This window comes from Nitratireductor sp. XY-223 (assembly GCF_004959855.1).
In the GTDB taxonomy this organism is placed as follows: domain Bacteria; phylum Pseudomonadota; class Alphaproteobacteria; order Rhizobiales; family Rhizobiaceae; genus Hoeflea_A.
Map to the genome: position 1 here is coordinate 907,803 of NZ_SPNT01000002.1, position 25,299 is coordinate 933,101.

At 62.2% G+C, this 25,299-nt stretch carries 25 protein-coding genes; 17 read left to right on the forward strand and 8 right to left on the reverse strand.

Going from position 1 to position 25,299, the window contains the following annotated elements:
• The first annotated feature begins 40 nt into the window (after positions 1 to 40).
• The 3 genes from E4M07_RS10860 (at position 41) to E4M07_RS10870 (ending at position 3,464) form a co-directional block, all read left to right on the forward strand.
• Positions 41 to 1,414: a cytochrome c peroxidase gene (locus E4M07_RS10860; protein ID WP_246660412.1), complete on the forward strand. Its 1,374-nt coding sequence runs from the start codon at positions 41 to 43 to the stop codon at positions 1,412 to 1,414.
• Between the two features lie 107 nt (positions 1,415 to 1,521).
• Positions 1,522 to 2,427, forward strand: a complete 906-nt coding sequence (locus tag E4M07_RS10865; protein WP_136658309.1) for a PfkB family carbohydrate kinase — start codon at positions 1,522 to 1,524, stop codon at positions 2,425 to 2,427.
• On the forward strand, positions 2,418 to 3,464 hold the full coding sequence (locus tag E4M07_RS10870; protein ID WP_136658310.1) for a tagatose 1,6-diphosphate aldolase: 1,047 nt from the start codon (positions 2,418 to 2,420) through the stop codon (positions 3,462 to 3,464). Before E4M07_RS10865 ends, E4M07_RS10870 begins: the two co-directional genes overlap by 10 nt.
• A gap of 17 nt (positions 3,465 to 3,481) precedes the next feature.
• Here E4M07_RS10870 and E4M07_RS10875 read toward each other — a convergent pair whose 3' ends face one another.
• Positions 3,482 to 4,072 carry a histidine phosphatase family protein gene (locus E4M07_RS10875; protein WP_136658311.1) on the reverse strand — a complete coding sequence of 197 codons (591 nt, stop codon included), beginning with the start codon at positions 4,070 to 4,072 and terminating at the stop codon, positions 3,482 to 3,484.
• Between the two features lie 43 nt (positions 4,073 to 4,115).
• On the opposite strand from E4M07_RS10875, the gene E4M07_RS10880 reads away from it, so the two are divergent.
• Together E4M07_RS10880 and E4M07_RS10885 are read left to right on the forward strand one after the other, a co-directional pair.
• Complete coding sequence (locus E4M07_RS10880; protein WP_136658312.1) at positions 4,116 to 5,510, forward strand: hypothetical protein; 1,395 nt, start codon at positions 4,116 to 4,118, stop codon at positions 5,508 to 5,510.
• Positions 5,511 to 5,523: 13 nt separating this feature from the next.
• On the forward strand, positions 5,524 to 6,609 hold the full coding sequence (locus E4M07_RS10885; RefSeq protein WP_136658313.1) for a Gfo/Idh/MocA family oxidoreductase: 1,086 nt from the start codon (positions 5,524 to 5,526) through the stop codon (positions 6,607 to 6,609).
• 7 nt (positions 6,610 to 6,616) lie between these two features.
• Here E4M07_RS10885 and E4M07_RS10890 read toward each other — a convergent pair whose 3' ends face one another.
• Positions 6,617 to 7,351 carry a GntR family transcriptional regulator gene (locus tag E4M07_RS10890; protein WP_246660413.1) on the reverse strand — a complete coding sequence of 245 codons (735 nt, stop codon included), beginning with the start codon at positions 7,349 to 7,351 and terminating at the stop codon, positions 6,617 to 6,619.
• Between the two features lie 129 nt (positions 7,352 to 7,480).
• Between E4M07_RS10890 and E4M07_RS10895 the strand changes: the two genes are divergently transcribed.
• The 4 genes from E4M07_RS10895 to E4M07_RS10910 are packed head-to-tail and all read left to right on the forward strand — an operon-like array spanning position 7,481 to position 10,936.
• A complete protein-coding gene (locus E4M07_RS10895; RefSeq protein ID WP_136658314.1) occupies positions 7,481 to 7,768 on the forward strand; it encodes a UxaA family hydrolase in 288 nt (95 codons plus the stop codon).
• Between the two features lie 10 nt (positions 7,769 to 7,778).
• Positions 7,779 to 8,945: a UxaA family hydrolase gene (locus E4M07_RS10900; protein ID WP_136658315.1), complete on the forward strand. Its 1,167-nt coding sequence runs from the start codon at positions 7,779 to 7,781 to the stop codon at positions 8,943 to 8,945.
• Positions 8,946 to 8,993: 48 nt separating this feature from the next.
• Entirely contained in the window at positions 8,994 to 9,929 is a 936-nt protein-coding gene (locus tag E4M07_RS10905; protein WP_136658316.1) for a hydroxyacid dehydrogenase, read from the forward strand.
• A complete protein-coding gene (locus tag E4M07_RS10910) occupies positions 9,929 to 10,936 on the forward strand; it encodes an Ldh family oxidoreductase (RefSeq protein WP_136658317.1) in 1,008 nt (335 codons plus the stop codon). Before E4M07_RS10905 ends, E4M07_RS10910 begins: the two co-directional genes overlap by 1 nt.
• Before the next feature lie 9 nt (positions 10,937 to 10,945).
• Here the strand turns inward: E4M07_RS10910 and E4M07_RS10915 are convergent, their stop codons facing one another.
• Positions 10,946 to 11,779, reverse strand: coding sequence for an AraC family transcriptional regulator (locus E4M07_RS10915; protein ID WP_136658318.1), 834 nt, complete (start codon positions 11,777 to 11,779; stop codon positions 10,946 to 10,948).
• A 182-nt stretch (positions 11,780 to 11,961) separates the two neighbouring features.
• Between E4M07_RS10915 and E4M07_RS10920 the strand changes: the two genes are divergently transcribed.
• Positions 11,962 to 12,882, forward strand: coding sequence for a CehA/McbA family metallohydrolase (locus E4M07_RS10920; RefSeq protein ID WP_136658319.1), 921 nt, complete (start codon positions 11,962 to 11,964; stop codon positions 12,880 to 12,882).
• Between the two features lie 9 nt (positions 12,883 to 12,891).
• Here E4M07_RS10920 and E4M07_RS10925 read toward each other — a convergent pair whose 3' ends face one another.
• Both E4M07_RS10925 and E4M07_RS10930 read right to left on the reverse strand, forming a co-directional pair.
• Positions 12,892 to 13,602: a response regulator gene (locus E4M07_RS10925; protein ID WP_136658320.1), complete on the reverse strand. Its 711-nt coding sequence runs from the start codon at positions 13,600 to 13,602 to the stop codon at positions 12,892 to 12,894.
• The gene (locus tag E4M07_RS10930; RefSeq protein ID WP_136658321.1) at positions 13,603 to 16,536 is read right to left on the reverse strand and encodes a PAS-domain containing protein; all 2,934 of its coding nucleotides are present in this window, start codon (positions 16,534 to 16,536) and stop codon (positions 13,603 to 13,605) included.
• 250 nt (positions 16,537 to 16,786) lie between these two features.
• Here E4M07_RS10930 and E4M07_RS10935 point away from each other — a divergent pair, with 250 nt between their 5' ends.
• The 7 genes from E4M07_RS10935 (at position 16,787) to E4M07_RS10965 (ending at position 22,649) form a co-directional block, all read left to right on the forward strand.
• Complete coding sequence (locus E4M07_RS10935; protein WP_136658322.1) at positions 16,787 to 17,626, forward strand: alpha/beta hydrolase; 840 nt, start codon at positions 16,787 to 16,789, stop codon at positions 17,624 to 17,626.
• 36 nt (positions 17,627 to 17,662) lie between these two features.
• Positions 17,663 to 18,484, forward strand: a complete 822-nt coding sequence (locus E4M07_RS10940) for a class I SAM-dependent methyltransferase (protein WP_206057231.1) — start codon at positions 17,663 to 17,665, stop codon at positions 18,482 to 18,484.
• 162 nt (positions 18,485 to 18,646) lie between these two features.
• Entirely contained in the window at positions 18,647 to 19,006 is a 360-nt protein-coding gene (locus E4M07_RS10945) for a group 1 truncated hemoglobin (protein WP_136658324.1), read from the forward strand.
• Positions 19,007 to 19,010: 4 nt separating this feature from the next.
• Entirely contained in the window at positions 19,011 to 20,066 is a 1,056-nt protein-coding gene (locus E4M07_RS10950; RefSeq protein WP_136658325.1) for an adenylate/guanylate cyclase domain-containing protein, read from the forward strand.
• Positions 20,067 to 20,406: 340 nt separating this feature from the next.
• Positions 20,407 to 21,336: an endonuclease/exonuclease/phosphatase family protein gene (locus E4M07_RS10955; RefSeq protein ID WP_169054165.1), complete on the forward strand. Its 930-nt coding sequence runs from the start codon at positions 20,407 to 20,409 to the stop codon at positions 21,334 to 21,336.
• A gap of 77 nt (positions 21,337 to 21,413) precedes the next feature.
• Positions 21,414 to 22,346, forward strand: a complete 933-nt coding sequence (locus E4M07_RS10960; protein ID WP_136658327.1) for a hypothetical protein — start codon at positions 21,414 to 21,416, stop codon at positions 22,344 to 22,346.
• Positions 22,347 to 22,649: a hypothetical protein gene (locus E4M07_RS10965; RefSeq protein WP_136658328.1), complete on the forward strand. Its 303-nt coding sequence runs from the start codon at positions 22,347 to 22,349 to the stop codon at positions 22,647 to 22,649.
• Between the two features lie 167 nt (positions 22,650 to 22,816).
• On the opposite strand, the gene E4M07_RS10970 is transcribed toward E4M07_RS10965, so the two are convergent.
• The 3 genes from E4M07_RS10970 to E4M07_RS10980 all read right to left on the reverse strand — a co-directional run bounded on the left by E4M07_RS10970 (position 22,817) and on the right by E4M07_RS10980 (position 25,190).
• The gene (locus tag E4M07_RS10970; protein WP_136658329.1) at positions 22,817 to 23,350 is read right to left on the reverse strand and encodes a hypothetical protein; all 534 of its coding nucleotides are present in this window, start codon (positions 23,348 to 23,350) and stop codon (positions 22,817 to 22,819) included.
• 60 nt (positions 23,351 to 23,410) lie between these two features.
• Positions 23,411 to 23,800: a nuclear transport factor 2 family protein gene (locus E4M07_RS10975; RefSeq protein ID WP_169054166.1), complete on the reverse strand. Its 390-nt coding sequence runs from the start codon at positions 23,798 to 23,800 to the stop codon at positions 23,411 to 23,413.
• Between the two features lie 121 nt (positions 23,801 to 23,921).
• Positions 23,922 to 25,190 (reverse strand): MFS transporter, encoded by a 1,269-nt coding sequence (locus tag E4M07_RS10980; RefSeq protein ID WP_136658331.1) that lies wholly within the window; start codon positions 25,188 to 25,190, stop codon positions 23,922 to 23,924.
• Between the last annotated feature and the right edge of the window lie 109 nt (positions 25,191 to 25,299).

Here is a 25,299-nt window from a genome sequence, read left to right on the forward strand (position 1 = left end):
CTCAATCTCCCTTGCAACCAGCCCCGGCGGGGCCGCCGTGTTGAATACGAAGCATAGCAAGCGCCGGGGCACGGGCAAGCTCTCTGCCGCCGTCGGCGCTCTCTTTGTCCTGTTTATTCCACCGGTTGCCGTGGCCGGCGACGTGGAGGGCGCAAAGCTGCCGCCGATGCTGTCGGAAGCGGACTTCCTGCCCTTCGACGAGAAGCGGGCGGCGCTCGGGCGTCTGCTGTTCTACGATCCGGTCCTGTCCGGCAACCGCAATATCTCTTGCGGCACCTGCCACCATCACACCCTGGCCGGCGCCGACGGGCTGGCGCTGGGGGTCGGCGAGGGCGGCGACGGCATCGGAGAGAAAAGGACAACGGGCACCGGCCGCGACAGGATCGACCGCAGGGTCCCGCGCAATGCGCCGGCCCTGTTCAACATCGGCCACAAGGACATCCGCCACCTGTTCCACGACGGCCGGTTGAGCATCGACAACCTTTACGGAAACGGTTTCAATTCGCCGGCCGAGGAATACCTGCCGCAAGGGCTGAGCAGCCTCGCGGCGGCCCAGTCGCTGTTTCCGATGACGTCCGAGACGGAAATGGCCGGCCATTCGGAAGAAAACGCCATCGCCGGCGCGCGCAACGACCGGATCGATCACGCCTGGCGGCTGATTGCCCGGCGGGTCAGTGCGGTTCCCGCCTACGGACCGTTGTTTGCGGACGCTTTCGACGATATCGAAAGCCCGGCGGATATCACGATCGTGCATATCGGCAATGCTATCGGCGATTTCGTCAATTCGGAATGGCGCTCCTATGACAGCCCCTTCGACCGGTACCTTGCCGGCGACCGCGCTGCGTTGAGCAGCGATGCTCAGGCGGGGATGGACGTTTTTTACGGCCGCGGCGGCTGCGCGGCCTGTCACGGCGGCGCGCTGCTGACCGATCAGGATTTCCACGCGCTGGCGCTTCCGCAGTTCGGGCCGGGGCGCACGCGGATGTTCGACCTGATGCAGCGCGACGTTGGGCGCATGGTGGAAACGGACCGCCTGGAGGATGCCTACCGCTTCCGCACGCCGTCGCTGCGCAACAGCGCACTGACCGCGCCCTATGGTCACAACGGCGCATACGCGACGCTGGAAGGCATCATTCGCCATCACCTCGATCCGCAGACGGCGTTCGACCGCTGGAGCCGCAAGGAGGTGGCGCTGCCGGCGGCCGAGCATCTGGCGGAAGCGGATTTTGCACCTCTTGCGGACAGGCGCGAGCGGTTGCGTGTGCGGTCGGTTGTCGACATCGAGCCGGTTTCGCTCGGCGACGACGAGGTGCGGCAGCTGATCGCATTCATCCATTCCCTGACAGGCGCGGAGAGCGTTAAGGGAAGACTTGGCCGGCCGGATGAGGTGCCGAGCGGATTGCCGGTTGACTGAGCCCGTTGCCGGTGCCGAACTGGGAACTGCATTTCACGGAAAATCCAGTCTTGTATCTTATATAAGACTTGATAGATTGCAGCCCAAAGGAGGCCAGCCTCGCCGCCATGAAAACCGTTCTCGTAGCCGGTTCAGCCGTGATCGATTTTATTTTCCACCTCGATGAACCACCGTCCTGGACGGAGAAGCACCGGGCGCGGGAAGCCGCCATTGTCGGCGGCGGATGTGCGGCCAATGCGGCCGTCGCGATTGCCCGGCTCGGCGGCAAGGCCGTCCTGTCGGCGCGGCTCGGGGACGACATGATCGGCGACATGATCCTGTCCGGCCTCGACGAGGAAGGGGTCGACCATTCGCTGGTCAAGCGGTTTGCCGGCCGGCGCTCGTCCTATGCCTCGGTGCTGGTCGATCAGACCGGGGAGCGCTGCATCATCGGCTATCGCGACAACGGTATCGATGCCGGCGATCCCTGGGTGGAACAACTGGAGCTGCCGCCTTTTGAGGCGGCGCTCGCCGACACGCGCTGGCCCGAGGGCGCCTGCGTCATGATGCGGACCGCGCGCCAGCGCGGGGTGCCCGGCGTCATGGACGGCGAAGCGCCGCTCGGCGATTCCGACGCGGCGCTCAAGCTGGCGAGCCACGTTGCCTTCTCGCAGCCCGGGCTCAGCCACTATGCCGGCAGCGACGACCTGGAAGACGGACTGAAACGGGCGGCCGGCGAAACCGGGGCCTTTGTCTGCGTGACCGTCGGCGAAGGCGGGGTGCACTGGCTCGAGGACGGGGCGCTGCGGCACATGCCGGCTTTCGCGGTCGACGTGGTCGACACGCTCGGGGCCGGCGATGTCTGGCACGGCGCCTTCACCCTGAAACTTGCCGAAGGCGCCGGCGAGGAGGAGGCCATGCGTTATGCCGGTGCCGCCGCGGCGCTGAAATGCACCCGTTTCGGCGGCCGTTCGGGAACGCCCGGCGCTGAAGAGGTGAACTCATTCCTCATGGAGAACAGCTTATGCAACTGACGGCGGGAAAGCTCTGGGGCCTGCGGCGCATGGCGGACGATGCCGGGCGCTTCAAGATGACGGCGGTCGACCAGCGCCCGCCGATCAAGAACCCGATCGCCGCGCACTACGGCGGCGACGAAGCCCCCTATGACGATGTCGCGCGCTTCAAGGCACTGTTGATAGAGACGCTGCAGGGCCAGTCCTCGGCGATGCTGCTCGATCCCCACTACGCCGTTCCGCGCGGCATTGAATACCTGTCCCCGACCAAAGGGCTGATCGTCACCCTCGAGGACTCCCTGTTCCAGGAGACTCCGGACGGCCGGCTGTCGTCCGACATCGACGACTGGTCGGTGGGCAAGATCAAGCGCATGGGGGGCGACGCGGTCAAGGTGCTGGCCTGGTACCGGCCGGACGCGTCGGCGTCCGTCAACGGGCATCAGCAGGATTTCGTCAAGCGGATCGGCGAGGCCTGCGCCCGTTTCGACATCCCGTTCCTGTTCGAACTGCTGGTCTATCCGCTGTCGAGCGATGCCCACCAGACGAAGGACTATGTCGAAATGCAGGGCAAGAAGGCCGACGACGTCCTGGCCTCGGTGGCGGAGTTCGCCAAGCCGGACTACGGCGTCGATGTCTTCAAGCTGGAAAGCCCCGTCAATGCTGGCGATGTCCCCGGCGTCGGCAATGATGGCTGGGAGGCGGTGCAGTCCGTCTATGACGACATGGGACGATTGGCCGGCCGGCCGTGGGTGATGCTGTCGGCGGGCGCCGGCAAGCCGCAGTTCCGAAACATCCTGAGCCATGCCTACCGGGCCGGTGCATCCGGCTATCTTGCCGGGCGGGCGATCTGGCTCGACGCGTTTTCCGAGTTTCCCGACTGGGATCTTATACGCGACGGCCTCACTGGTGAGTCAGTCGACTATATGAAAGATTTGAATGCCCTGACGGACAGCGAGGCGGCGCCGTGGCACGCGCATCCGGCCTTTGGTGAGGGCGGCGCGCGGTTCGCCCCGAATGACGCCGGTTTCCGGCACGCCTACGGGGATATCGCCCGATGACGGGATGGTCTCCGGAACTAGTCCAGCAGCAGGCGGGCGACCACATCCAGCGCCGGTCCTTCGGACCCGCTGTTGCGCGCCGGCGCGACAATGACCGCTTCTCCCTGCCGCGGTGCGATGCCCGTCAGCGCCTCGACATTTTCGGGATGGGTGACCATGACCTGGTTTCCGGGTCCGCGAAACTGGCGGATGATCTCGATGACCTCGTCGTTCCTGCGCGCAAGCAGGTCCGGGTCGTCCTCGACCAGGTCGAGCGCTTCAATGGGCTCGGCCTCGACATCGCGAAAGGCGTTGGCGGCGGTTTCCAGCGTGCGGCACCACTGGCTGGAATAGATCCGCGATATCGACACCGCGCGAGCGGCAAAGCGGACGCCGCGCCTGCGCGCCTGCTGGCGCCCTCGGTCGGAAAGGTTGCGCTGCGTGGTGCAGTCGTCAAGCTCGAAAAACGGCGGGTCGCCGACACCCGGAGCCAGCGCGTGGGTCAAGAGGATCGTGTAGCCGCCGGTGGCAAGTCTTGCCCAAGCCGCCTCCGTTGAACCCGCCTTGGACGCAACAAATGAGAACAGAACAACTACAAGGGCGGCAAAGGCAGAGGGACGTCGTTTCATACAGCGGCTCCGATACCGAATATACTAGGAGTTTAATCGGCAAATGAAAGAGGTACAGACAATAGGTGTGCTGCCGCTCGGTCGGCCGACATTCGATGTCGCCTTTGCCGAAGAGAAACTCGCCGCCATGTTGAACGCTCTTGCCGCAACGGGCAAGTCACTGATTGGCCCGCGCAAACTGCTGATGGACAGCAACGAGACGGAGGCGGCGATCGACAGCATGGCGGCGGCCGCGCCGGATGCCGTCCTGATCCTGCAGGTCACCTTCACCGACGCGGTCGCAACGATGCGTATCGCCGGGGTCTTCGACACGCCGATCGCCATCTGGGCGGTGCCCGAACCGCGGCTTGGCGGACGCCTGCGGCTCAACGCGTTTTGCGGCCTCAATCTCGCATCCCATGCGCTCGGACGCGCGCAGCGGGCGTTCTCCTGGATTTATGCGAATCCGGACAGCGAACATATCGGCTCGGAACTTGAAACACTGTTTGACGGCACGCGGCAGACGAAGCCCCTTCCCGAAACCCCGCCCAGTGGCGGCAGCGAGGCCGGGCGGCAGATCGCGGCCGGACTCGGCGGCAAGCGCATCGGCCGCATTGGTGCCCATCCGGATGGTTTCGATACCTGCCGTTACGATGCCGATCGGCTGCGCAATCTCGGCATCGAGGTCGACGAACTGACGCTGCAGGACCTGTTCGATGCCGCGAAAAAGGTGCCGGATGCGGAACTTGCCGGTATTCGCGAAGCGGCGGAATCGGACCTTGAGGGTCTCGACGATGTCGATCAACAGGAGCTCGACCGGTCGCTGCGCCTGAAGGCGGCGATCGAGGTGCTCCGGGGCCGGGGCAAATACGATGCCTTCGCGATCCGCTGCTGGCCCGAAACCTTCACCGAGTATGGCGGCGCTGTGTGCGGGCCGGTTTCGATGATGGGCGAGGTGCGCGTTCCCTGCGCCTGCGAGGCGGATGTCTACGGCGCGGTCACGCAAATGCTGCTTCAGACGGTGGCCGACGCACCTGTTTTCCTGGTGGATCTCGTCGATATGGACCCGATCGGCGACACCGGCGTTGTCTGGCACTGCGGCCAGGCACCGGTGTCGATGGCGGATCCCGCGAAAAGGCCGGAGGCGACGATCCACACCAACCGCAAGATGCCGCTGCTCTACCAGTTCAAGCTGAAACCCGGGCGCGTCACTTTCATGCGACTGAGCCAGGCACGCGGTGGCCAGGCGATGATTGTCGCCGCCGGCGAGGTGCTCGATCAGCCGATGGCCTTTACCGGGACATCGGGTGTCGTTCGTTTCGACCGGCCGGTTAAGGAAGTCCTTCCGGATATCATGGACGCAGGCCTCGAGCACCACATGGCGCTGGCCTATGGCGACCACGGCGAAACACTTCTTGATGTGGCCTCGGCACTCGATCTGCCCGTCATCCGACTTTGAGAGCAACGAACAGATGAGCACTATACGCTACGCAATAATCGGCTCGGGCATGATGGGGCAGGAGCATATCAGGAACCTCGCCCTCATCGACGGTACGCAGGTCAGCGCCGTCGCCGATCCGAACAGCGAGATGCGCCGGCGGGCGGCGGAACTGGCCGGACCCGGCTGCGCGGCGTTCGATCATCACGGCGCGCTGCTCGCGGCGGGCGGCTTCGACGCGCTGGTCGTCGCCGCGCCCAACCATTTGCATCGGCCGATCCTCGACGATGTCCTGAAGGTGGATGTTCCGCTGCTTGTCGAAAAGCCGCTCGGCCTCGACGGGCCGCAATGCCGTGAAATCATGGCGACCGCGAACGGGCGGCGCGCACCGGTTTGGGTGGCGATGGAATACCGCTACATGCCGCCGATCGCCCGGCTGCTCGACGAAGTGCGCAAGGGATCGGCCGGGGTTCCGAGAATGATCGCCATTCGCGAACACCGGTTTCCGTTCCTGAGCAAGGTCGGTGACTGGAACCGCTTCCAGGACCAGACCGGCGGCACGATGATCGAAAAATGCTGCCACTTCTTCGACCTGATGCGACTCGTCTCCGGCTCCGAGGCCGTCCGGGTCTATGCGTCCGGTGGCATGGACGTCAATTTCCGCGACGAGACCTTCGGCGGCCGCAAGGCTGACATTCTCGACAATGCATTCGTGATCGTCGATTTCGAAAACGGCATGCGCGCAATGCTGGATCTGTGCATGTTCGCGGAGGGCGCCTACTGGCAGGAAACTGTCAGCGTGACCGGAGACAAGGCGCGCATCGACGCCCATGTTCCGGGACCGGCCCGTTTCTCCACTGACGGGCGCGAACGCCACGCCAGGCTGGTGATCTCACCGCGCGACACGAAGGCGCCCGTCAGCGAGGACATCGTGACGGACGAGGCGATCCTGTCCGCCGGCGACCACCATGGTTCCACCTTCTACCAGCACGAGAGATTCGCACGGATCGTCCGTGAAGGCGGTTTGCCGGAAGTTTCGATGGATGACGGCGCGCGGGCGGTCGAGATCGGCGCGGCGGCGGAAGAATCCGCGAAAACGGGAATGCCGGTGACGCTCTAGAAAATTGTCACGGCAGGCTGACGGTATAGTGCATGGCGCCGGTCAGGCAGCGCGATGTGCGCAACTCCACCGCCTTGCCCTCGAGGTCGCGGGCTATGCGGGTGATCAGCAGCAGCGGTTCGCCGACCCCGCAGCCGAGCGCGGCCGAATCGCGCTCGTCGCACAGGATCGCCTTGAGTTTCTCATCGGCCTTGGCGATGGTGATCCCCCAGCGGGTGGAGTACAGCCGGTAGATGTTGTTCGGAATCTCCGACAATTGTCCAAATCCGGGGTAGATGGCCGAGGGAATGGTGATCGTCTCGGCGATCACCGAACTGCCGGCCATCAGGCGCACCCGCTCGATGCGCCAGACCGGATCGTTCGGAGCGATCGCCAGCGCCTCGGCTTCCTCGCGGCTGGCCGGTTCCTGCGACGAACACAAAAGGCGCGAATCGGGAAAGCTGTCTTCATCGCGCTTGTCGTCCGACGTCAGCCGGAAAAACTGGAACAGGATGCGCGCGTCCTCCGGCTCCGCGACGAAGGTGCCGCGGCCCTGCTGGCGCACGAGCAGGCTCTCGGCCGTCATCGCGTCGAGCGCCTTGCGGACAGTGCCCTGGCTCACTTTCAATTCGCGGGCGAGGTCCTGTTCGCTCGGGATGTTCGTGCCCGGTTGCCATGTGCCGTCCACAAGGCGGCGGATGAGCTGGTCCTTGACCTGTGCGTAGAGCGGCTTGAAGCCGATATTCGTGTCGGTATCCTGCAATGGCGGCCCCTTGATTTGCGTGTCTTTGTTTAGCCCGATCCGGTTGACAACGCCAGCATGTTGTATCTTATATAATATATAAGACTTGGCGCGAGAGCGCCGAGATTTCTGGCTATTTTGGAGGCAAGCGTGAGTATCCCGCAACTGCTGGTGCACGACCGCAAGGACAATGTCGGTGTTGTCGTTGTGGAAAATCTGACCGCCGGCACGAACATGACCTGTGTCGTGACCGAGGACGATTCGGATTTTGAACTGACATGCAACGATGACGTTCCCATCGGCCACAAGGTGGCGCTCCAGGATTTTTCCGTCGGCGACACGATCATCAAATATGGCGAAGACATCGGCAAGGTCGTCGCGGCCGTCAAGAAAGGCGGCCATGTCCACACCCACAACCTGAAAACCAAGCGCTGGTAGGAGGCTGAACATGTCGCGAACGATCATGGCGTACCGGCGTGAAAACGGCCGGGTCGGTGTGCGCAATCACGTTGTCATCCTGCCGCTCGACGATATCTCGAACGCGGCCTGCGAGGCGGTTGCGAACAACATCAAGGGTACGATGGCGCTGCCGCATTCCTACGGCCGGCTGCAGTTCGGCGAGGATCTCGACCTGCATTTCCGCACGATGATCGGCACCGGGGCCAATCCCAATGTGGCGGCGGTCGTCGTTATCGGCATCGAGCCGGAATGGACGAAGGTTGTTGTCGACGGCATCGCCGAGACCGGAAAGCCGGTGACCGGCCTTTCCATCGAGCAGAACGGCGATATCGCAACCGTTGCGGCGGCCTCGCGCATTGCCAAGGACTATGTGCACTGGGCGACCGAGCTGCAGCGCGAGGCATGCGACATCTCCGAATTGTGGATCTCGACCAAATGCGGCGAGAGCGACACCACCACGGGCCTGTCCTCATGCCCGACGGTCGGCAACATGTACGACAAGCTGTTGCCGGAAGGGATCTACGGCTGCTTCGGCGAGACCTCGGAAATCACCGGCGCCGAGCATCTTTGCGCCGAGCGTGCCGCCAATCCGGAGGCCGGCGAGAAGTTCATGCGGATCTGGCAGGCGTACCAGGACGACGTGATCGAGGCGCACAAGACGTCGGACCTTTCCGACAGCCAGCCGACCAAGGGCAATATCCTCGGCGGGCTGACGACGATCGAGGAAAAGGCGCTCGGAAACCTCGAGAAGATCGGCCGCACGTCACGCTATATCGACGCGCTCGGGCCTGCGGAAAAGCCGCAGATGGGCAACGGGCTCTACTTCATGGACACATCGTCCGCCGCTGCCGAATGCGTGACGCTGATGGCGGCCGCCGGTTATGTCATCCATACCTTCCCGACGGGGCAGGGCAATGTCGTCGGCAACCCGATCGTGCCGGTTATCAAGATCTCCGGCAATCCGCGGACCTTGCGTACGATGAGCGAGCACATCGATGTCGACGTGACGGGTGTCCTGCGGCGCGACATGACCATCGACCAGGCCGGCGATGCGCTGATCGACATGATCGCGCGCACGGCCAACGGGCGCAACACGGCTGCCGAGGCGCTGGGCCACCGCGAATTCGTGATGACCAAGCTTTACCGAAGCGCCTGATCCGTGAGACAGTCGCGCCGCGCCGGTGTCGACTTGCTGGAAAACCCGATGGCCAAAATCGTTATCACCGAATTCATGGATGACGCGGCTGTGGCTGCGCTGGCGCAGCGTCACGAAACCCATTACGACCAGGGGCTTGCGGACCGCCGGGAGGAGATCGTTGCGCTCGCCGCGGATGCCGCCGCTCTCATCGTGCGCAACCGCACGCAGGTGAATGCCGGGCTGCTCGACGCGGCGCCGGGTCTCAAATGCGTCGGGCGGCTGGGAGTCGGCCTCGACAATATCGACCTGGATGCCTGCAAGGAACGCGGTGTCGCCGTCTATCCGGCGACGGGTGCTAACAATGCGAGCGTTGCCGAATATGTCATCGCCAACGCCATGCTGCTTTTGCGCGGTGCCTATCAGTCAACCGAGGCAATGCTTCGCGGCGACTGGCCGCGCCAGGATCTGATGGGCCGCGAGCTCGCGGGCCACACATTGGGACTGGTCGGATTCGGCGCGATCGCCCGCGAGGTGGCGGTGCGCGCCGGCGTGCTCGGCATGGACATCGTGGCGCACGATCCGCACCTGATGGCCGACGATCCGGGCTGGCAGATCGCCCGCAACGTGTCGCTGGACGGTCTTCTGGAACTGGCCGACGTCATCAGCCTGCACACGCCGCTCAACGATGCGACACGGCACATGATCGATGCGGACGCGCTCAACAAGATGAAAGCGGATGCGATCATCATCAATGCCGCGCGCGGCGGCGTGATCGACGAGGAGGCGCTGGCCTCGGCGCTGGCCCACGGCCGGATCGGCGGCGCGGCGCTGGACGTCTTCGATACCGAGCCGCTGACCGCGGAGGCCGCGATGAAATTCAGCGGCCTGAAAAACATCGTCCTGACGCCGCATATCGCAGGCGTGACCAAGGAATCGAACATCCGCGTCAGCGCGTTGACCGCGCAGAACGTCCTCAACCATCTCGCAGGGGCGGGGTCCTGATGGCGCAGACGGGCGAACGGCTCAGCACCGATGCGGTGCACACGCTGATCAGCGGCGCGCTGAAGCGGAGCAACACATCACAGAGGAATGCCGCGCGCGTCGCCGATGCGCTGCTTGCGGCGGAACTTGCCGGGCAAAGGGGCCACGGACTGCGCCGGGTTCCGACCTACGCGGCACAGGCAGCCGCCGGCAAGGTCGACGGCCACGCCGATCCGAGCCTCGAACAGCACAGGCCCGGCGCCGCGCTTGTCGATGCCGCGAACGGTTTCGCCTATCCCGCCATTGCGCTTGCAGACGACTGGCTGGCGGAAACCTGTCCGGTGCAGGGCATTGCCGTGGCCGGAATCACCCGCTCGCACCATTGCGGCGTTGCCGGCGTCATCGTGGAAAAGCTGGCCGAGCGCGGGCTTGTTGCCATGCTCTTTGCCAACACGCCGGCGGCGATGGCGCCCTGGGGCGGTAAGCGCGCCCTTTACGGAACGAACCCGATCGCGTTCTCGGCACCGCTCGCCGACGGCGATCCGATCACCGTCGATATTTCCCTGTCGCGTGTGGCACGCGGCAAGATCATGGCGGCCAACCAGAGCGGCGATCCCATCCCCGAAGGATGGGCGTTCGATGCCGACGGCGCGCCGACGACCGACGCGACGGCGGCGCTCGCCGGAACGATGGCGCCGCTGGGCGATGCCAAGGGGACGGTCCTGGCGTTGATGGTCGAACTGCTGTGTGCCGGTCTGACCGGCGCCAATTACAGCTATGAGCAGACCTCGTTCCTGAATGCCGAGGGCGGACCGCCGGGCGCGGGGCAGACGCTCATAGCCATGGACCCGGGTCTTTTCGGCAAGGACGCGCGGGCGCGATTCGGGATCATGGCCGGAATGATCGCGGAGACCGAGGGCGCCCGGCTGCCGGGCCGCCGGCGGCAGGCGCTGCGTGCCGAACTCATTGCCAACGGCATTCCTGTCGATCCTGGACTGCTGGCCGACATCGAGGCGATCGGGACCTGAATACCGCGCTCAGGCGGCAAGCGGCAGACGGATCTCGGTCAAAAGGTCCTCAGGCTTGGTGTCGGCCGGATCGTTGAGATAAACCTCGTAGCAGGGAGCGTCCGCCGGCTCTCGGCCCGAGCCCGGTAGCCAGTGGCCGAACAGATGATCGTAGGCGACCCGGATGTCCCCATAGGGGCCCTTATAGGTCAGGACCGCGCAGTCGCCGCCGTCAAGGATCACGTCGTCAAGGCCCTTCGGCAGCATTGTGTCGTCTGACACGATGAAGCCCGCACAACTTTTCAGATCGGCTTCCGCAACCACATTCGGATCATCGTAGTGGACGGCGGCAATGCCGCGTATGTTCGATCCAAGCTCCGGTGCGAAGGTCCACAATTTCCGGAAGCACGGGCCGATCCCCGCGTAGGGGCCCTGATGGTGCAGTGCGGCGAGGCGCTGGATTTCGGTTTTCCTGATTTCAACATCGAACATTTTGCTGTCTCCTTTCGAAAGTGCGTTGACGGTAGGGGCCGGAAAGCCCTCCATGCGGAACGATCGGGGAGAAACGCCATATTGATCCTGGAAGGCGCGCGAGAAGCTGTTCACATTGGGATAGCCTACTTTCGCCGCAATGGCGGCGACCGGCCAGTCCTTGCCGATGAGCCACAAGGCGGCCCTGTAGAGCCGAAGACGGCGAACGGCCTGGGCGCAGGTCTCGCCGGTCATGGCGTGGAACACCCGGTGCCAGTGAAACCTGGACATGGCCGCCACATCCGCAAGCGCGTCCAGCGACAGGTCGCCGGCGGGATTGTCATGAATATATTTCAAGACGCGCATGATGCGCTTGTCGTAGTCGGTCGACACCGGTCACTCCCGATTCATTCCGGCGTCACCATGCCCCAAAGGCAATCCGCAAATCTTGCTGAATTGGCGGTTGCGCTGCGGGTTCGGCACGCCGCTTGTCGCAGGCCGAAAGCCGGCGTACTGACTGTCATGTATTTTTCACAAATCGCGGGCATGGAGGATAAAATCCATGCGAGGCGTCCATGACAGACAGCATGTTCCAAGCCCCCGGCCGGTTCTTTCGGGGCAACCTGCACACCCACAGCAACCGTTCCGACGGTGCCCTCGAGGCCGAGGAGGTGTGCCGCCGATACAAGACGGAAGGCTATGATTTCCTGGCGCTGACCGACCATTTTGTCGGAACCTACGGCTATCCGATTACCGACACGAGACCCTACCGTGACAATCAGTTCACCACTATCCTGGGCGCGGAACTCCATTCGGGCGCCATGGCCAACGGCGAGCTGTGGCACATCCTTGCCGTCGGGCTGCCACTGGATTTCGAAGTGCCGAACGCGCCGCATTTCAAGCCGGTCGAGGACCAGGAAAGCGGCGCCGAGATCGCCCGCAGGGCGCGCGAGGCTGGCGCCTATGTGGCGATCGCCCATCCGCAATGGTCGGCGCTGACCATGGAGGATGCGCGGACCATCGATGCGGCGCATGCGGTTGAGGTCTACAATCACGGCTGCGGAGTCGGCGCCGACCGGGCCGACGGCTTTCATACGCTCGAACTGCTCCTTTCGGAGGGCCGCAGGCTCGACCTTTGCGCAACCGACGATGCCCATTTCACCGAACCGGACCATTTCGGCGGCTGGGTCATGGTCAAGGCGCAGGAAAACCGCCCCGAGAGCCTTCTGGAAGCGCTCAAGGCCGGCCACTACTATTCGAGCCAGGGTCCGGACTTCGTCGGTATTTCCTGGAGCGACAAGACCGTGGATGTGGAAAGCAGCGCCGTCTCCTCGGTGATTGTCCAGGGGCAGGGTTCGGCGGCCGTCGCCGTGCATGGCGACGCCATGACCAGGACGCAGGTGTCGTTGATCCGGTTCACGGATTCGCCCTGGCTGCGGGTGACGATCGTTGACCGCGACGGCAAGCGGGCCTGGTGCAACCCGGTCTGGCGATGACGTGGCGGCTTACCCTTCCGGGTCGTAGACGTAGCCGATGCCGCGGACGGTCTTGATGACGGACGGTTTTTCGGGGTTGCGCTCGATCTTGCGGCGCAGGCGCGAGATGCGGATGTCGATGGACCGGTCGAACGGGTCCCAGCTGCGGTCGTGGGCCTTTTCGAGAATCTGGTCGCGGTTGAGAACGCGGCCCTTGTTTTCCGCGAACGCCTTCAAAAGGTTGAATTCCATGGCGGTGAGCGGAATCTCTTCGCCGTCGGCATCGCGCATTTTCGCCGCCTCGATGTCGAGCACATAGTCGCCGAAACGTGCCGTACCGGGCTTTTCCTCCTTGCCGGCGCCGTCTGCGGACTTGCGTCGCAGCACTGCCTTGACGCGCGCCTCCAGCTCGCGCAGATCGACCGGCTTGCCGAGATAGTCGTCGGCGCCCATCTCCAGGCCGATGATCCGGTCCACCACCTCGCCGGCGGCCGTCAGCATCACCACGGGCGTCTGGTCCTCGATGCGCAGCGACCGCAATGTCGTCAGCCCGTCCTCGCGCGGCATGTTTATGTCGAGGATTATCAGGTCGATCCGGTCGCTGGCCATCACCGCCCGCAGTTCGTCGCTGCTCGAGGCCTTCGAGACCTGGAAGCCGCGCTTGCACAGGTATTCGTGCACCATTTCGCGGACTTCGAGTTCGTCGTCGCAGATCAGCAGGTGGTACTGGTTGTTTTCCATTTATCCGTCTTCTTTTTCGTTGTTCAAAATACCATAAACAAGTTCGCGCAACTCGGCCGGCGACACCGGTTTCTCGAGATACGGGCGCTGTGATTCCTGCAACAGCCGCTGGGAGGCCGCACCCATCGTATCGCCGGTGATAAATGCCGTTTTGTCGAGAATGTGCGGATGGTTGTCGCGGATCGTCTCGTAGAGGCCGCGACCGTCCAGCGACGGCATGTTGAGGTCGCTCAAGAGCAGGTCGTAACGCTGTTCATTCAGGCGCTTGACCGCATCGTCGCCCGAATGCGCCAGCGTGACCTGGAAGCCTTCCTTCCTGAGGATCTCGGCGATCAGTTCGGCGACCTCGACCTCGTCGTCAACGACAAGCGCCCGCACGCCGGATCGGCTGCGCGCATCCTCGATTGATTCAGTTTCATCCTCGGCGTTCTTGCCGCCGGCCGGAAGCGAGATGACGAAGCGGCTGCCGCCGCGATAGTCGGGATCGGCCCAGATGTGGCCGCCGTGCGAATGGATGATGCGGTGGCAGAACGCGAGCCCTATGCCGGTGCCGTCGCCGACATCCTTGGTCGTGAAGAAGGGCTCGAAAATGCGCGCGATGATGTTCTTCGGGATGCCCGGGCCGTTGTCGGTCACCGTGATCTCGACCGTATCGCCCGCCTTGCCGGTGCCGGTCGCGACAGTGATCCGGTTGCCCTCGCCGGCGGCCAGTATTGCCTGTTCGGCATTGATGATGAGATTGATGATCACCTGGGTGATCTGATCGGCGTCGGCAATGATCTCGGGAACGCGCCCGGCAAGGTCGCAGACGATCTCCAGGCCTTCATCCTTCTTGCCGTAACCCGCGACGTCGACGGCGGTGGTGATCACCGCGTTGACATCGGTGTTTTCCATCTTCGTCGGCTGTTGGCGTGCCATGGCCAGGAAAGTCTTGACGATCTTGGCGCAGCGTTCGGCGGCGCTGCTGATCTTCTCGATGCGCTTGATGGTCTCCGGCTCATGGGCCTCCTCGCGCAGCATCAGCGAATGGCCGACCACGATGGACAGCGGGTTGTTCAACTCATGCGCGACACCGGCCAGCAACTCGCCGAGCGCCGACATCTTCTCGTTCTGGAACAGCAATTCGCGCTGGCTCGTCAGCTCCTCTTGGAGCGCCAGCTCGTCGGTCAGGTCGCGGGTGTTGGAGACAACGACCTGCTCGCCCTTGAATTCGATCAAACGGGCAGAGATCGACCCCCAGAACGGTTCGCCCTTCGCGTTCAACAGTTTCAACTTGTGTTCGTAGATCGAGCCGGCCTCGCGCAGGATGTCGAGATATTCGACCCGGTCCCGCGGATTGACATAGTACTCCTTGGCCATCTCGACCGGCCCGAAGAGCGCCGTCGTCTCCGGACTCCTGAACAGCAGCTTGCCGGTCTCGGCATTAGTCATCTGGACGGGCACCGGGCAGGCCTCGAGGACCTTGCGGATCAGCGCTTCGGCCTCGTTCTGACCGGTCAGGTCGATGGTCGTCGTGACGACGACTTCCTCGCCCTTGTAGTCGGCGATCCGGCCATAGGCCGTGGCCGGGAATTCCTTACCCTCGCCGTTGATCAGCGTGATCTTGTAGTCGTCGACGCGGCCGTCGGCGAGCAGCGTGGTGATATAGTCGGCGCGGTCGTCGATGCTGCGGTAGTGTTCCGTCGCGTCCTTACGCTTTCCGAACAGTTCGATGGCGGCGGGATTGCGGTAGAGGATCTCGCCGTCGCCGACCCTTGCCATGACAACCGGCGCCGGACTTGCCTCGAGCACCTGGCGGATCAGCAGATCGCCGTCGCGCTCCGCGGTCTCCGCGTGCTTGCGGGCGGTGATATCGGTGCGTGTGACGACGAAACCGCCGAGCTTCGTCGGATGCACGGAAACCGCGTAGTGCGTGCCGTCGGTGTGCGTGAGCTCATAGTCCTGGATATACTCGATGCCGTTCTCGATGCGGGCGGAAACCCACTCTTCCTCATGCCCGACAGCTTCGGCGTAAACCCCGCGCCGCGCCGTCTCGCGCATCAGGATTTCCCAGTCGAGGCCTGGCTCCAGGATGTCCTCGACGGCGTGGTTCATTTCCCGGTAACGCGTGTTGAACATGACGAGGCGGCCGTCCTCGTCGTAAAGCGCGAAGCCTTCGGAAAGGGACTCGATGGCGTCGCGCAGCATATCGCGCGCCTTGAGCGTGTCCTCGTCGAGCTCGGCGCGGTCGGTCAGGTCCTGGACCGCGTTGACGACGAGTTTCTGCCCCTCATGTTCGAATACGCTGGCGCAACCGCGGACCAGGATCTCCTTGCCTGATTCCGACTTGGTCCTGACCGGGTAGTTTTCGATCCTGCCCTTGAGCTCCAGCCGCCGCAGCATTTCCATGCTGTCCTCGCGGTCGGGAAAGAACTCGGCGATGGAGCGGTTTTCCTGGGAGTCCGGCGGGACCTCGTAGAGGCGGTTCGACGCGGGGTTCGAGTAGAGAACCTCGCCCGTATCGATGCGGTTGACCCACATCGGAAGCGGGATGTTCTCCGCCAGAAGTTCGGCCAGCCTCTGACCGCGCCGCCGGGCGCCGAAGTCGATGCTGAGAAAGAGCGTGCCGCCATCGCCGGCCGGCGAAGCCGACAGCAGCCGCCACTTGCCGTCACGGGTGCGCGCTTCGAGCGGCACGCCGTCCGGTCTTTTCCACATTTCGACAATCCGGCTCCTGTCGTCAGCGCTGTCGCCGATTTCATTCTGATTGATCGTCGCCACCCGCTCGAGATACTCGCTCAGCACCTCATGCGGCCCGCACGAACCCGACACGACGCCCGCCAGCGTCAGAAACTCGCCGTTGGCTTCCTGCAGCCGACCGTCGGAATCAAAGCGCACGAAGGCGGCACTCTGCTCGAGAGCGCTGTCAGTTTCGGTTGTCGCGTGCCTGGACATGGCAAATTTCCTATCCGGCCAGTGTTTCAGTCGATTTTCAGATCACGGGCCTAATGTTTCAATTGTTTCAGCGTTTGGCAAAGTCCGCGGCTCCCGGCGCCGTAAGCCCTTGAATTTTTTGCCATGCGAACAACTCCCGGAATCGGACGCCGAGACAACAAATGAAACACAATCTCGCTTGATCTGAAAATCAAACGAAACTTTTGCGGCTCAAATAGCGGTCAAACGAAAACGCGACAGGAACAGTCCGATGACCGCACATGTTTTTACCGCCACCCATGAAAACGCCCCCGTCGTTGCCCTGCACTCCTCGGCATCGACCGGTCAGCAGTGGAACAGCCTCGCCGACCAACTGGCGGGACGTTTCGATGTCAGCGCGCCGAACCTGCCGGGATATGGCGGCACGGCCCGCCTGGGGTGCGCCTCGTCGTCCGGCGTCGCGCCGGTCGCGGAACCGATCATCGACCACATGGCGGGCTACGGCACCGCCGTGCACCTCGTCGGCCATTCCCACGGCGCCGGCGTGGCCCTGAAGATCGCGCTGACGCGGCCCGAACTGGTCAAGAGCCTGACCATCTACGAGCCCGCCACATTCCACTTCCTGAGAACAGGCGATCCGGAGGACCGGGCAAGGTTCCGGGACATCGCCACGGTTCGCGCGGCGGTGGCCAGGGGTGTTGCCGATAACACGCCGGATGCCGGCATGCGCACCTTCATAGACTTCTGGAACGGTTCGGGTTCGTTCGACCGTTTCGGCGAAAACACCCGCCGGAAATTCGCCGCCATGGCGCCGGTTATCCTGAGCGATTTCGCCCACGGCCTGGCCGAGCGCTGGCAACTTCACGACCTGCGGCGGATTCATTGTCCGACGCTGGTGCTCATGGGCATGGACTCACCCGCCGTCGCGCAGCACGTCGCCATGCGTATCGCAGAGACCGTCGATCATGCCCGCCTGGCGATGCTTCCCGGGCTCGGCCACATGGCGCCGGTTTTCGAACCCGAATGGGTCAACCCGAGGATCTTCGAACACGTTGCGGGCGCCGAACGGCCGGCTGCCAACTGCTACTGGCCGCAGCGTTCCGCTGCCTGAATTGAAACCCCGAAAAGGAGAACGGACATGAACGTCATGACATCGGTATCGAATTCGCCCGACTTTACGGCGATCAAAAGCAAGCAGAACGCCGCCTGGTCTTCCGGAGACTACAAGAAGATCGGCGTCACCCTGCAGATCACAGGCGAGGAGCTTGCCGAGGCGGCAAACCTTGCCGCGGGTTCCAGGGTTCTGGACGTCGCGGCCGGCAACGGCAACGCGACACTGGCCTTCGCCCGCCGCTGGTGCGATGTGACCTCTACCGACTATGTCGCCGCCCTGCTCGAGGGCGGGCGCCGGCGTGCCAATGCGGAATGCCTGACCGCGGATTTCCGCGTCGCCGACGCCGAGGACCTGCCGTTCAAAGACGGCGAATTCGACGGTGTTGTATCGACGTTCGGCGTGATGTTCACGCCCAACCAGAAGCTTGCCGCCTCCGAGATGGTCCGCGTTTGCCGCAATGGCGGCAAGATCGCCATGGCAAACTGGACTTCGGAGGGCTTCATCGGCGCGATGTTCCGGACGATGGGCAAACATGTGCCGCCACCGCCCGGTACCAAATCGCCGGCGCTGTGGGGCGACCGCCGCTGGATCGGCGAGACATTCGAGCACGCCGCCGGGTCGATATCGACGACGATCAAGCAATTCAACTTCCGATATGCTTCGCCGCAGCAGTTCATCGCTTTCTTCCGCACCTATTACGGCCCGATGAACAAGGCATTCGGCGCCGTCGGCGTGGAAGGCGAAAAGGCACTGACGGACGATCTTCTGGCGTTGATCGACGGCTACAACGAGGCCGCGGACGGATCCATGTTCGTGCCTTCCGATTATGCCGAGGTCATCATCGAGAAAGCGTGATCGCCGCGCCCCGGCACGGTCGCTGCCGGGGCGTACCGCCGTCGCCGCAACCTATACTTGGTTTCAGCAGTCACCATATTCGGCGAAGATGATCGGGAAGTACCGATACGGTTGAAATGCAAGTAAAAAGCAGATCAATTATGCCACAGGGGGCATGGATCGATGAGCGAGCAGACACTCTTTGAAAAATACGGCGGTTTCTCCAAGATTAGCCGGGTTGTCCTGGCGTTTTACGACACGCTGCTGGACAGCGACGATATCGGGCCGTTTTTCGACGATATCGACATGTCGCGGATGGTCGACCACCAGACCAAGTTCATGGCCTCCCTGCTCGGCGGTCCGGCGTCCTATTCGGACAACCAGCTCCGGCAACTGCATTCTCATCTGCCGATCGAGCACAGCCATTTCGACGAGCTGAAGGTCGTGCTGGGTGAAACGCTGGAAGATCACGGTTTCGATACCGAGGATATCGGTGCGGTGCTGCAGGAATTCGAAAACAGACGAAAACTGATCGTGGATTAGGTCTATGTCCATCGAAGCCATCAATGAACAGCTTTTGCGCGCCATCGGCGTGGGCGTTGCCCTTCTCGACGTCAAGAGCTTCTCGTTCCACTTCCACAACGACACGTTCGAGGAGTGGTTCGGAGCGCCCGAGGAAGGTGCGAAGCTCAACGACGTCCTGACGGAACTCGACATTGACGCCCTCAGGACCGGATTGCGGGAGAACAGGCGCTACACGGCCGAGACGCGGTTCAAGAAAAAGCGCCGGACGATGGTGGTCGCGGTCGATTTCACGCCGACCCTCGAGGGCGAGCAGGAAATCGCCGTTCTGGTGTGTCAGAACATCACCCGCATCCGCGAGCTGGAATCGATGATCGATTCCTATTCGATGATGGTCGAGCGCAACAACCGCGAAATCAAGCGCGAGAAGGAGCAGGTCGAGAAACTGCTTCTCAACATCATGCCGCGCGCGGTCTATGAGGAATTCAAGACCTTCGGTGTCGTCACCCCGCAGCTCTACGATCCGGTCTCGGTGCTGATGCTCGATTTTGTCGGATTTACCGACATGGTCGCCTCCGCCGATCCGAGCGTCACGGTCACCGAGCTCAACGACATCTACAGCGCCTTCGACCGCATCGGCGAACAGTTCGGCTGCGAGCGGATCAAGACCATCGGCGACGCCTATATCACGGTTGCGGGCCTGCCGGATCCGACGCCGGACCATGCCAAGGCCGCCGCCAACGCGGCGATCCGTTTCATCCGCTACCTGGAGCGGCGCAACAGCAGCCATCCGAACCAGTGGCGGTGCCGGATCGGACTTGCAACCGGCGCGGTAGTCGGATCGGTGGTCGGCATCCAGAAATACGTTTACGACATTTTCGGCCCGGCGGTGAATCTCGCATCCAGGCTGCAGGAGTTCTCCGAGCCCATGCAGATCAGCGTGCAGGACGACATGGCGGTGGTGCTGCGCGAGCAGTTCGAACTGGACAGCCTCGGCAAGCGTCAGATCAGGGGCTTCGACGAGCAGGAAGTCTGGCGTCTTCACGATTCTTCAAGGATCATGAGTCAGGCGGGGTCGTGACCAAACACAGGTTACGGCGTTCGATATCATGAATGTTCACTTGCGGCAGACCCGCAATCACCGCCTTTGAATCAATGGCTGAAGTCCAGGTCTGAAATCCCTCCCAAACAATCCGAACACCGTCCGGTCCATTTACAGCCAACAATCCCATTCCGTACGCGGACTTTCCCGCGATTGGCGAATCTCAACTGCCTCTACACGCATTTGTTTCAGTAGTGTGAGCTAGACCACAGAGCAATCGCAGCGCCCGGGACACAATACATCGCTGCTGACAGCATTGGTTCGATCGGCGTTTGGACTGAATCCAAACGTTATGCGCGGAACAACAGGGAGGGACAGCATGACCACGGTCAGAATTGCGACTTTTAACTGCGAGAACCTGTTTGCGCGGTACAAGTTCAATGAAGGAATTGCGCCACGCCACGGATTTACAATCAACGAAATCAGTTTTGATATTCTGAGTACGCGCTCAAAACGCATCACGGCGCAGGCGATAAAGGCAGCGGACGCTGACATTATCTGCCTGCAGGAAGTGGAAAGTCTTCCGGTGCTTGAGAAGTTCAACTCCGAATTTCTGGGCTGGAGTTCGTCAAGGCGTTACCGCTACAAAACACTGGTTGACGGGAACGATCCGCGGGCGATCGACGTTGCCTTCCTGTCGCGCATGCCCGTCAAATTCATGCGGTCTTCACGGCACGAGAGAAATTCAGCCAACTCGTGGTGGCTCTTCTCGCGAGACTGCATGCGGGTGGATTTCGAAATCGGCGGGGAAATACTGAGCCTTTACGGAAACCACTTCAAATCGATGATGGGCGGGCGAAATGCGACACGCAACCGCAGGCTGGAACAGGCAGAGGGTGTCCAAAACATTATCGAAGCCGACTACGGGCCGGAGCTGGATGGCAACATCATTGTCCTTGGCGATTTGAACGACTATCCGCAGGAAGAGGACGGCACCAGCACCGCGCTCGGGGCGCTGCTTGATCATAACGGCCTGGTCGATCCGATGGCGCGTCTGCCTGAGTCCGATCGATGGACACACTACTGGGCAAGAAAGGGTCGTTACCGCCAACTCGACTACATGCTGATGTCCGGGGTGCTCGACGACAACTCGGGCAATCCGGTACCCGACCGTGTTCTGAACGGTCTGCCCTGGCGTGCGGAGGAGGTCGAGGTCGAACGATTCGATGACGTTGGCGAGGACAGCCCGAAAGCATCCGATCATGTTCCGGTCATTCTAGAGGTCGATGTCGGCGCTTCTGAGCAGTAGTCGCATGTACGATTGGGGCCGCGCGGTCCGAGGCGCGGCCTCCCGATATTGAGTTTCGACTGGGAGGGATTTCTGAAATGTCCAGTATATGGCGTATGCCGATCTGTTTGATGATCGCCGTTGCACTTTGCCTGGTATTCAGTGTTTCAGGGTCAGCGCAGGAGCTGAAATTTGGCAATTTCAGATGTTTGCTGTCAGGTGACGAGGTGCGCACAACAACGATTAGGGGCATAGAGAATCAGAAAGTATGTCAGATCGGGGACGAGGTTACGGTCGACGTTGTAGGAGGCGATCTCGTTTCCTGGGAAGCAGAAAACAGCCGGGAGCATATTGCTGAAAAACTGATACTGTCGCTCGACGGCCATCTGCTCTTCGGCAACTATGCCCGTGTCTCTCCAGATGGGAAAAGGCTGAAATTCAACCTGGAACGGGATCCGGCAAAACAGGAAAATTTTGCCTCGTGGCTATCCGTTCTGCCGCGCACGAGGCTCTACGATTCCCAGAAAAAAGAGATGGCGGTGGTGCTCGAGACCAGCGGACGGGAATATGGCAGTGGGGAAATCGGAATCAGAGCCGCGTCGATAGTGCATACAACCGTGGCCGCGATATTGTTCGCGGGTGTCTTTCTACTGTTCGTAATTCTTACCGCCAAAACTGATCTTCTGCGTGATCCAGGTCCCTTGCCGGATTTGGGCAAGCGGCCCTACAGCCTTGGGAAGACGCAAATGGCGGCATGGTTTTTCCCAATTTTTGCCGCCTTTTTGTACCTTTGGCTGGTTACCGACAGGATTGACCTGCTCACACCAGGTGTCCTCGGTCTTATCGGAATAAGCAGTGCAACGGGGGTATTCGCCGCTGCGATCACCGTTTCGAAACAGACATCGGAGGCCGCCAATCGCTCCGAACTGATCAAACAGAGACAATTGCTGCAAGAAGAAATCTCGAAGTTGAACCAAATGCTGGCGTCGGACGATGTCAAAAATGATCCAGCAAAGTCGGCCAGACTTTAAATGAAACGCGAAGAAAAAGAAACGGAATTGAGCAAGAAGATAGACTACCTTGCAGCCACTACCAGCGACGCGCCGGTCCGTGCCAGCCAAAATTTCTTTCGCGATATTGTCAGTTCGGGTGGTGAGTTATCCCTGGCCAGGTTCCAGATGGTCGGATGGACGCTGGCCCTGATATTGGTGTTCGTCGCTTCCGTTGTGGACAAACTGAGCATGCCCGAATTCTCGGCAACCCTGCTGGGGTTGATGGGATTGAGTTCGGGAACCTATGTCGGGTTCAAATTCCCGACAAAGGACGGCAAGTAGCTCGGAATTGCGTCGCATCCAATCTGTCGAATTGGGGTCGAACTTGCGGGCCAAGGGTACCTGCTCGCCCGCACTGATGAGCACCGCAAGACCCTGATAACGCCGACGATCGCGGCGTCGAGACACTTCTTTAGTGTCGCGCTGCAAATTCGCTGATCCCCGGTGGGCTATTTCTGACCGACCATGTCCGCCCACGTTGTGTAGGAACCGGCCAGTTCGTCTGGGGTCGGCAAATGTTTCGGTCGCGCTTGCGGGGCCGGCAGCTTTGCGGCGCGTACAATGCAGTTGATGTAATTGAACAGGCCGCACACCTCGACAACTTCATATATGGCCTGTTCGCTCCAGCCCGAATCGAGCGCGGCTTGAAATGCTGCGTCAACCTCGTCGCCGGTACCCTGGCACAGATGCCGTGCATAGGTCATCAAAGGCGCAAGCCTTTGGCCGGTGTCCCTGTCCGGTCCGGAAAAGACTTCGGAAAAGATAGCGTGATAGAAAGCGCAGTATCCCACGCCATTCAGCCCCGAAACGAGGGCCGCGATGGCCTCACGTTCGCCTCTTGAAAGCGCTCCCGGTTCGGCCATCACGTCATGGGCCAAACGCATCAGTTTTTCGGAGTTTTTTGGAAACGCCTTCAGGACGTCGGTCAGGCTGCTTTGACTTGTTACCGAACTGAAAGTCGTCATCAAGGTCTGCTCCTGCAATCGCCATATGCCGCATCGAGAATACTGTACGAGGCAGTCCCGTTTGGCTGGACTGAAGGCTCAGTATTCCATGAATTCCGTCGCCTTGCCGTCCTCGAACAGCCACAGGTCGATCTTCGGACCGGTGACGTTGCGGCCGGTGCGCCGGTGCGTGAATGAGCATTCGCCGAAGGCAATCACGCGACTGCCGCGGGCGATGAATTCGTTGACCCGGTAAAATTCCATCGACCAGTCGTTTGCCAGGCCCTCGTAGTAATCGATGACCTCCTGCTTCGGTGCGCGCTGGCGGGTGAAAACCAGTTCCGGTACGGCCTCGGCGGACGATCCCCAGTCGACCCGGTCGGCGAACACGTCGGCCCACACCGCGGTGTCGCCTCCCGTTTCGTGCCATGCCGTGTAGGCGTTGCGCAGAATTTCGACGTTGATTTCTTCTTCGGCCAGGAACTTCATAATTTCACCTTGAGAGGACTTCAGCGGCAATTGATGCTGCATGGCGAAATTGTGCCTGTATGTGTGAAAACTCACAGAAACGGGTTTTTTGCGATTTGGCCGGCTGGCTCCTCAGGCGGGATCAGTCCGCGTCCTGCCGGGGAAACCGCAGCCTGAAGGCGGCATAGGCGAGCAGAATCCCGCATCCCAGCGACGCGCACAGGAACGGCAATCGCAGCGCCGCTTCGCGGCCGATTCCGGGTTCGGCACCGGAAACGATCAGGCCCGCCGCGAGGGCACCGAGGGGCATCATGCCCCAGCCGAGAAAGCGGTAGATGCCGTTGACGCGGCCCAGCAGCGCATTGGGTATGGTGCGTTGGCGGTATGAAACCGTCACGACGTTCCAAAGCAGTGCCGCCAGCATTTCGACAAACAGCGCAACGGCAACAAGATAGGCGGACGAGGTTGCGGCGATCACCAGATAGGGCAGCGGAAAGATGCTCAACGCCACGAACAGGCTCGCGCCGTTGCCGATCCGCCGCGCAATGGCCGGGCAGACAAGACCGCCGAGGACGCCGCCGGCTGCGCCGGCGGTCAGCAACAGCCCGTAGCCGAATGCCGAGGTCAACAGGACTTCCTGCGCGTAGAGGACCAGGATGGTGAGCGTCATGGTGTGCAATGCATTGAGGACGCCAAGCATGACGGCGAGCCTCAAGATGAGCGCGTGGCGGGCGATCCAGCGCAACCCGTCCTTGAATTCGGCGAGGAAACCGGCGCGGGCGCGGATTTCCTTGCGCAGCGGGAAAGCGATGAGCCACAGGCACCAGGCCGACAGGGCGAACATGACCGCGTCGAAGCCGAACGGGGCCGGGACCGCCAGGGCAATCAACAGGCCCGCGACCGGCGGGCCGACAAAGGAGCCCATGACCTGCTCGATGCTCCAGATCTGGCCGTTGGCGCTTTCCAGGTCCTTCGGTTCGACGATCATCGGCAGGACAGTCTGCGCCGTGTTGTCGCGAAACACTTCCGCCGTGCCGAGGAAAAACGCGACGCTGGCGAGGGCAAGGATCAGCGGCAGCCTGAGGCCGCTTTCTTCCGCGAGGGGCAGGGCCGGTGAACCGAGGATGATGCCGACCACGCCGAGACTGAGGAGCAGGCGGATGATGTCAGCGCCAACCATCAGGCGCTGCCGGTCGGCCCGGTCCGTGATGACGCCGGCCGGCAGGGCGAGCAGGAACCAGGGCAGCCGTGTCGCGAAAGCGACGATCGCGATGTGGATCGGATTGCTGCTGATCATCGTGGCAAGCCACGGGAAGGCCAGCGCGGCAATGCCGTCGCCAAGATTGGACAGGGCGCTTCCCGTGAAAAGCAGGCGGTAATTGCGGTTCTGGCGCAGCAGAAGATTGTGCAAGGCTGATTTCTCCCGACCCGCCAGGTGATTTGCAGGAAATGTCGGGGCAGCCTAGCGGGACAATAAATTTATGCAACACGGCATCCGGGCACTTCCCCTGGCGTGCGAC

What these genes read in the sequence shown, in the direction of transcription:
- E4M07_RS10875 (WP_136658311.1), bottom strand. Translation starts at nt 4,072, where the DNA reads ATGAAACGACGTCCCTCTGCCTTTGCCGCCCTTGTAGTTGTTCTGTTC.
- E4M07_RS10935 (WP_136658322.1), top strand. Translation starts at nt 16,787, where the DNA reads ATGACCGCACATGTTTTTACCGCCACCCATGAAAACGCCCCCGTCGTT.
- E4M07_RS10865 (WP_136658309.1), top strand. Translation starts at nt 1,522, where the DNA reads ATGAAAACCGTTCTCGTAGCCGGTTCAGCCGTGATCGATTTTATTTTC.
- E4M07_RS10940 (WP_206057231.1), top strand. Translation starts at nt 17,663, where the DNA reads ATGACATCGGTATCGAATTCGCCCGACTTTACGGCGATCAAAAGCAAG.
- E4M07_RS10920 (WP_136658319.1), top strand. Translation starts at nt 11,962, where the DNA reads ATGACAGACAGCATGTTCCAAGCCCCCGGCCGGTTCTTTCGGGGCAAC.
- E4M07_RS10905 (WP_136658316.1), top strand. Translation starts at nt 8,994, where the DNA reads ATGGCCAAAATCGTTATCACCGAATTCATGGATGACGCGGCTGTGGCT.
- E4M07_RS10960 (WP_136658327.1), top strand. Translation starts at nt 21,414, where the DNA reads ATGTCCAGTATATGGCGTATGCCGATCTGTTTGATGATCGCCGTTGCA.
- E4M07_RS10955 (WP_169054165.1), top strand. Translation starts at nt 20,407, where the DNA reads ATGACCACGGTCAGAATTGCGACTTTTAACTGCGAGAACCTGTTTGCG.
- E4M07_RS10945 (WP_136658324.1), top strand. Translation starts at nt 18,647, where the DNA reads ATGAGCGAGCAGACACTCTTTGAAAAATACGGCGGTTTCTCCAAGATT.
- E4M07_RS10910 (WP_136658317.1), top strand. Translation starts at nt 9,929, where the DNA reads ATGGCGCAGACGGGCGAACGGCTCAGCACCGATGCGGTGCACACGCTG.
- E4M07_RS10880 (WP_136658312.1), top strand. Translation starts at nt 4,116, where the DNA reads ATGAAAGAGGTACAGACAATAGGTGTGCTGCCGCTCGGTCGGCCGACA.
- E4M07_RS10950 (WP_136658325.1), top strand. Translation starts at nt 19,011, where the DNA reads ATGTCCATCGAAGCCATCAATGAACAGCTTTTGCGCGCCATCGGCGTG.
- E4M07_RS10900 (WP_136658315.1), top strand. Translation starts at nt 7,779, where the DNA reads ATGTCGCGAACGATCATGGCGTACCGGCGTGAAAACGGCCGGGTCGGT.
- E4M07_RS10965 (WP_136658328.1), top strand. Translation starts at nt 22,347, where the DNA reads ATGAAACGCGAAGAAAAAGAAACGGAATTGAGCAAGAAGATAGACTAC.
- E4M07_RS10975 (WP_169054166.1), bottom strand. Translation starts at nt 23,800, where the DNA reads ATGAAGTTCCTGGCCGAAGAAGAAATCAACGTCGAAATTCTGCGCAAC.
- E4M07_RS10870 (WP_136658310.1), top strand. Translation starts at nt 2,418, where the DNA reads ATGCAACTGACGGCGGGAAAGCTCTGGGGCCTGCGGCGCATGGCGGAC.
- E4M07_RS10885 (WP_136658313.1), top strand. Translation starts at nt 5,524, where the DNA reads ATGAGCACTATACGCTACGCAATAATCGGCTCGGGCATGATGGGGCAG.
- E4M07_RS10930 (WP_136658321.1), bottom strand. Translation starts at nt 16,536, where the DNA reads ATGTCCAGGCACGCGACAACCGAAACTGACAGCGCTCTCGAGCAGAGT.
- E4M07_RS10925 (WP_136658320.1), bottom strand. Translation starts at nt 13,602, where the DNA reads ATGGAAAACAACCAGTACCACCTGCTGATCTGCGACGACGAACTCGAA.